This is a genomic window from Flavihumibacter solisilvae, from assembly GCF_000814475.1.
Lineage (GTDB): Bacteria > Bacteroidota > Bacteroidia > Chitinophagales > Chitinophagaceae > Flavihumibacter > Flavihumibacter solisilvae.
Window position 1 is genome coordinate 150,999 of sequence record NZ_JSVC01000024.1, and the last position, 6,857, is coordinate 157,855.

The 6,857-nt window shown below is 49.7% G+C and carries 5 protein-coding genes; 1 reads left to right on the forward strand and 4 read right to left on the reverse strand.

The features are described from left to right. Window positions 1–247 precede the first annotated feature (247 nt). Window positions 248–1,552: a GNAT family N-acetyltransferase gene (locus OI18_RS20110; RefSeq protein ID WP_039143183.1), complete on the reverse strand. Its 1,305-nt coding sequence runs from the start codon at window positions 1,550–1,552 to the stop codon at window positions 248–250. 60 nt (window positions 1,553–1,612) lie between these two features. On the opposite strand from OI18_RS20110, the gene OI18_RS20115 reads away from it, so the two are divergent. Further along, the gene (locus OI18_RS20115) at window positions 1,613–3,148 is read left to right on the forward strand and encodes an ankyrin repeat domain-containing protein (RefSeq protein ID WP_039143240.1); all 1,536 of its coding nucleotides are present in this window, start codon (window positions 1,613–1,615) and stop codon (window positions 3,146–3,148) included. Between the two features lie 458 nt (window positions 3,149–3,606). Here the strand turns inward: OI18_RS20115 and OI18_RS20120 are convergent, their stop codons facing one another. From OI18_RS20120 to OI18_RS20130, 3 genes are read right to left on the reverse strand one after another with little or no spacing between them, the layout of a single operon-like run. Next, the gene (locus OI18_RS20120) at window positions 3,607–4,563 is read right to left on the reverse strand and encodes a polyphosphate kinase 2 family protein (protein ID WP_082038063.1); all 957 of its coding nucleotides are present in this window, start codon (window positions 4,561–4,563) and stop codon (window positions 3,607–3,609) included. A 42-nt stretch (window positions 4,564–4,605) separates the two neighbouring features. Next, window positions 4,606–5,307, reverse strand: a complete 702-nt coding sequence (locus OI18_RS20125) for an LOG family protein (RefSeq protein ID WP_052273427.1) — start codon at window positions 5,305–5,307, stop codon at window positions 4,606–4,608. 26 nt (window positions 5,308–5,333) lie between these two features. Continuing rightward, window positions 5,334–6,674, reverse strand: a complete 1,341-nt coding sequence (locus tag OI18_RS20130) for an anaerobic C4-dicarboxylate transporter family protein (protein ID WP_039143185.1) — start codon at window positions 6,672–6,674, stop codon at window positions 5,334–5,336. Window positions 6,675–6,857 lie beyond the last annotated feature (183 nt).

Sequence of the window (6,857 nt, forward strand, 5' to 3'; positions counted from 1 at the left end):
ATGGATCGAGTACTACTTTCACGCAATTGTCTTCCTTCTTATTAAATATGGGATAGCCATGGGCAATTTCTGAAAGCGGGAGGCTATGGGTGATGATGTCGTTCAAAGTTACTTTTCCGGCTGCCACATGCCCGAGCTACTCATCAACATATTTGTGCGCAGGAGCCTGGCCTCCCATCATCGTAATACCTTAATCGAAGAATTTTCCCACCGGGAAATTGTCGTAGTCAAGTTATACCGGCATAAATCACATGCGAGCTGTGGGTTGACCCTTTTCCCTGATCAGGGAGATAATTTCGGGGCGTTTAAAGAATATGGCCCAGTCAAGAGCATTGCCATGATGGATTGTATCCTGGATGCTGAGGTCTGCTCCCGCTGACAGGGCAAGCTGTGCCAGCCGGAGGTCGTTCCGTTCTGCGGCGATATGAAGCAAAGTTCCATTCCATTCGAAGTAGCGGCGGTTAACCTCTCCGGGGTCTGCCAGCAGCAGGTTTGTGGCACGTTCTTCCCATTGCAGGTCCCAGGCGTCGAGAGCTGTAAAATTTGCGCCATGCGCTACCAGCCATTCGGCGGCAGCCGGCTGCCGGTACATGGCGGCAACCTGCAACAACGTCATTCCGTTATTTAGGGCTGTGTTTAATACAGTTTGGGGGAGCCTGGCACCAGCGGTTTCCATTGCAGCAATGTCGCCCCTGCCGCAGGATTCTGTCAATGCAATCAATTCTTCGGGAGCGGGAGTGGAAATATAATTGCTGTTCATGAGCCACCATGTGGCACCATAGCCAACAAGCTGAAATCCTACTTTTTCATAAAGCGGTCTGCCGAGATGGTTGGCATTCAGCATCGCATAGCGATACCCTTTGTTGCGGGCAAGTTTGCAGGCGGCAATAACCAATGCCTTTCCAATTCCCCGTTTGCGTTTGAACGGGATAACGCCGACGTTGTATATACCCGCAATGCCCAATGGACCGGTTGTCATGAACAGGCAGGTCTGACCAATGATAACATTATCCACTCTTGCGATCAGCCGCTGTGCTGCTTCCGGCTGCGATTGCAGCAATGTACGCGACATATAGGCGTTATCATCAGCGTAAGGAAGGTCCGGTACCCGGGTTATGTCTGAATCATTGTCCGCTTCAATCTGAAGACCCGCCGGCAATTCTTCATCAGTCAACTCATGCAGATCCATCACCATCCAGCAAGGTTGCCAGCCGGGCTGGAACCCGCGGGCAAGAAGCCGGATGCCGATGTCGGCAGGAGTGGGCGGATCCAATGACCAGCAACCCACGTTTACAGCCTCATGGCGGCGATAAAAATCCATCGCCCTGTCCATGTATTCACCCGCAGTTTCCGGATCCAAATCGGGGAAAGCAATGTTTGCAGCTTTGCCCGGACCGGCGTAAGTCCAGGTAATGCCCCCTTCACTATGCACTTCGCCACCTGCGGCAATTGCGCCGCTGCAGAATAGTTGCCGGTGGTTCTCGGCCGCGGCCTGTTCCCATTCCGCCTTTGTGGCCCGTTGTAAAATCGTATGGTTCGCAGTCTGACGCATGGTTAATCAAATCTAGTAACCCCCTTTTAAAATTTGCATTTTTACTTCTAACTTTCAAATGTGACCCAACCCGAAACACTAAGTAAAAACGAACCACTGACCTGGTCGACCGGCACCGGTACCGATGTGTGGGCCTTATTCTGTGCGTGCAGGGATGGAGATATCGGTGCGATCCGCACACTTCTCGAAAAAGACCCTTCGCTTGTACGCTGTCATTACGATTACCGCACGCCGATGTATTTCGCTGTCCGCGAAAACCAGGTAGCAGCGGCTGCCTTGTTGCTGGAACGTGGTGCGAACCCGGTAAACAGCGGCACTTCAGATACGCTGTTACAAATGGCTAAAGATCGCGGTTACGCAGAACTCGCCACGATGCTGGAAAAAGCACTTGCGGGCAACCACCAGGCCACTCCCGGCGGAGAAAAAATTGCGGCAGTGATCCGCAGCCGTGACTTAACAGCTTTGAAGGAACTGTTGCATAGAGATGGGTCAATCGTCCATGCCCGTGATAGTCGTTCCAATCAACCCATTCATTGGGCTATGATGACGAGGCAGCCTGAAATGGTAAAGGAGTTGCTTGCACATGGAGCAGACATTGACGCGAAACGTGCGGACAGTGCACGACCATTACAGTTATGCAATGGCGACTACGATTTCCGTGGCTGGCGTGATGTACCGAAAGATGTCGCTGCAACACCTCGCGACATGTTCAACCTTTTGATTGCTGAGGGAGCTTACCTGGACATTGGCATGGCGGCGCTTACTGGAAATATCAGTCGCGTTCGTGAACTGCTGGACGACAATCCTGCCCTCGTGAATCATATGGAATATGTGACCTATTATGCAGGGTCAGGTCCGGCCATAAAGAATGCTGCGCAGGGCGGACACATTGAGATCGTAAAGCTCTTACTCGAACGTGGTGCTGACCCAAACCTACCCGAAGAAGGGATTGCACCAAAAGGCCGGGCCTTACACGAAGCTGTTGTGAACAGGCATCGCGAAATTGTAGAACTGCTGCTGAACCATGGCGCACACCCGAACGTTCCTGTAGAAAGCTCGGCAGATACACTCACAATGGCTTTGGAGCAGGATGATCCCGGGCTTGTTGAATTGCTCTGTTCCTATGGTGCAGCGCGGGATGTTCCGATACTCGCCTACTACGGCGATATTAAAACTGCTGCGGCTGTTTTTGCAGCCAACCCGGAAATGGCTAATGATCCCTATGCGTTGGAATGTGCGGTCATGGAAGGACACGAATCATTTGTAAAGCTGATGCTCCGGTATCAGCCAGGCCTTCCTTCGAAGATCGCAGTGGGCGTCCGCAGCCAGGGACCACAGGATGTTGCACAGTCTGAGTCGCTGATTGAACTGCTGTTCCGGCATGGCATGAACGCTTCTTACCGGAACTGGCTGGGAATTACACCGCTTCACACCTTTGCGAAAAAAGGAGATCTTGAAAATGCTAAGATCTTCCTGAAACATGGAGCGGATATAAACGCCGTTGATGAAGAGCTGTCTGCTACCCCGCTGGGTTATGCGATTAAATACGGACAGGAGGATATGGTTCGTTTTTTGCTGGAAAACGGGGCGCGGTAGAGAAAAACTAAAAATTGCCCTGAGGCCGTCCCAAAGCCGTCTTAAAGCCGTCCTGACTATAGAAAAAGGTAACAACAAGGCTACGCCGAGCCTGCGCCGAAGCGGAAATAAAGGGAGGAATAAGGGAGAATGAGTATAGCGCGAAGGGACAAATCTGTATGAGTGACCTGTACAGATGGTATGAGTGACACTAAGATTTATGTGTAACGCCTGCACGAGTGACACGATTTAAGTCAAAAGGCCGCCCATCGATATACACCGAACCATAGGAAGACCGAAGGAAGAAGCTATGAAGAAGCTAAGAAGAAGCTATCGGCAAACATCAAAAAGCGATGCCGGGAACGTAAAACACAATTGAAAGGATATGGCGAGCATACAGAACGGTTATACAATCACCGGAGAAATCTGCATGAACGGCAAAAATTTCAGGCGGCAACTGTCCCGAACGACACATTTTCCTATTCCTCTGCCAGCAATTCCTGTTTAACGGCCTGCAGTTCTGCCAGCTTTTCTTCGCTCAGTTTCGGGTATTCCAGCCCGAGGGAATCGAGGGTATTGATAATTGCAGAGGCTACTACGATGCGACCGAAAGCCTTATTATCAGCCGGCACCACGTACCACGGCGAATTTTTAGTGGCTGTATGCGTGATCAGGTCTTCGTATGCTTCCATGTAGTCCTTCCAGTATTTCCGCTCCCGGGCATCCGAAGCTGAGAACTTCCAGTTCTTGTCGGGGTTCTCAATTCGTTCGAGGAAACGCTTCTTTTGTTCCTTGCGGGACACATTGAGGAAGAACTTACAAACCAGCACGCCGTTCCGGTTGAGGTAACGTTCGAAGTTGCGGATATCTTTCAGCCGGTCTTCCCAGATATCTTTCGTGATCAGTTCTTCCGGCAATTTTTGTGACCTTAAGAGTTTCTCGTGCACGCGAACCACCAGCACCTCTTCGTAGTAAGATCGGTTAAAGATGCCGATCCTGCCTCTTTCCGGCAAATTCTTCGTACAACGCCACATGTAGTCATGGTCGAGATCTTCTGCAGATGGCGCTTTGTATGAAGTAACATGACACCCCTGGGGGTTCACACCCGACATCACATGTTTGATCGCGCCGTCCTTACCCGCAGCATCCATGGCCTGGAAAATGAGCAGGATGGCCCACCTGTCCTGCGCGTAGAGGATGTCCTGCATCGCAGCCAGCGCCTCCACACCTTGCTGCAGGATCTCTTTGGCCGCCGCTTTTCCCTCCGGACCTATGCCTCCATCTTCAGAAGGATCAAAATCCTTCAACCGGAATCCATCTCCATCTGATACACAAAACTGCTGCGAAAACTTTTTCGCTCTCTTAATCAGTTCTTTCTTGTTAAGTGCGTTAATTTCTTCAACGCGTATTTTGTCTTTATTGTCTTTATCTTTCATAACCTCAGATTTATAGAAAGCCCTTTTGAATTATACATTTCTTCAATAAACGTCATTATGCTCCGTGTCAGCATACATCGGGGGTGAAGTTCTTTCCCTTATATAGCTGAGCACCGCTTCCGGATCGTCAGTCACAAATGCAAGTTCCAGGTCGGTTGGCGAAATGGTACCATTCTCCACCATGGTTTCGCGCAGGAAATTGCGCAGATGTTGCCAGTATTCTGTGCCCATGCAAACAACAGGACGTTGCGGAAGCCTGCCTGTCTGGATCAGGGTAAGCACTTCAAAAATTTCATCCATGGTTCCAAAGCCGCCCGGCAGCAGCACATAGGCAATTGAATTTTTCCGGAGAATAACTTTACGGGTGAAAAAGAATTCAAATTCAACCTGCAGATCGACATAAGGATTCAACTTTTGTTCAAACGGCAGTTTGATATTACAACCGAGTGATAGTCCACCGCCTTCTTTAGCCCCGCGGTTTGCTGCTTCCATAATTCCCGGTCCGCCTCCCGTCATAATGGTAAAGCCACTGGAGGCAAGCAGCCTGGCAGTTTCCCTGGCAAGCTGGTAAAACTTATTACCATCGCCGAACCTTGCAGAACCATAAAACGTAACGCAGTTTTTGACATTGGAAAACGTGGTTACGCCCTGCCACAGGTCAGACATGGCTTTATGGGAATCACGAAGCTCATCGGATAGTGAACGTTCACCTGACAGCAGGTTGCGATCGTTGCTTTGTCGCATGTCTTGTTTATTTGCAATAAAAAATTCTAACCATACAGCCTGTTCAGCAATAAGCCAACCACGATAGACACGGTAGTTGTAACCAGCCCGGCGCGCATAAAGCTGTGGTTAAGTACATACTTGCCAATTTTCGTTGATCCCGTTCTGTCGATGTTGATAGCGGCAACCAGTGTAGGATAACCGGGCAGGAAGAAATAACTGTTTGTTGCGGGGAACATGGCAATGAGAACAGGGACCGGAAGTCCCAGTGTCATGCCCAGCGGCATCATCGCCTTTGCGGTTGCACTCTGGCTGAACATCAGCGTTCCCATCAGGAAAACGGCAATGGCGAAAGTCCAAGGATAATTGGCTGTAAGTCCACCCATCGCCTGCTTTATCACTTCTTCATTATGCGCCATGAAAGTGCTGCTCATCCATACAACGCCGAATACGCTGATCACGGCCGAAGCCATAGAGTTGAAGAGACTTGCTTTAACGATATCAGCTGCACTGGTTTTCGTGATCAGCATAATTAGTGCAGCTGCAGATAAGGTTACAATTTCGATAATGGTGACCATCTTTAACGTACCGTCGGCATTGACGCTGAAATTCGGAACACCCTCTGCCATATTGGGAACAAGATGAGGAAAAGATCCGCCGAGTACTACCATTGCGATGGCGATTGCGAAGATGAGCACCGCAGTTTTTGCGCCCGGTTTTATTACCCGCTTTGTTTCCGCTGCCGCGGCAGTCATAGCTTTTTCGAATTCAGGGTCCTTCATCTTTTCCTGGAACACGGGATCATCTTTCAGTTCCTTTCCCATCTTATAAACGGAAAGGGCGCCTGCCAGCAACCCGATAATGCAGGCGGGAATACAAACTTTCATGATCATAAGCGAGGCACCGGGAACCATCAGCAATGCAGCCATGGCGGCAGTTGCAGCGCTCATTGGACTTCCGGTCATGGCAAACTGCGATGCGATCACCGAAATACTCAGCGGCCGTTCCGGCCTGATCCTGGTATTTGTTGACACTTCAGATATTACAGGTAACAAAGAATAAACGATATGCGCGGTGCCGGCAAAAAGACATAAGGCATAAACCGTAAAAGGAGCAATAAAAATGATGCCTTTAGGTTGCTTGCGGATGATTTTTTCCGCGAGGTAAACAAGATAATCAAGTCCGCCTGCTGCCTGCAATGCCGCGGCCGTAGTTACAATGGAAATGATGATGAGCATCACATCGCCCGGCGGTGCGGTGGGCCGCATCCTGAAAACCTGCACGAAGATGAACATACCAAGGATCCCCATAAGTCCGAGCGCAATTCCTTTCAGTCTCGAACCTATGAGAATCATGATAACTAAAACCGCCAATTGCAACCAGATCATCACTTAAGTTTAAATGCAGGATCTAAAATTAACCTGCACGCTGAAACCTTTGCTGATGTAAACAGCTTAACTGTTATTTCCGGGTTCGTTTTACTGTAAACTGAAGTTTATATTCTGATTAAACGGTTAACTGTATTGCCGGCAGGTAAGGACTGAATTAATGGAGTAATTGGCGGTTTTAGT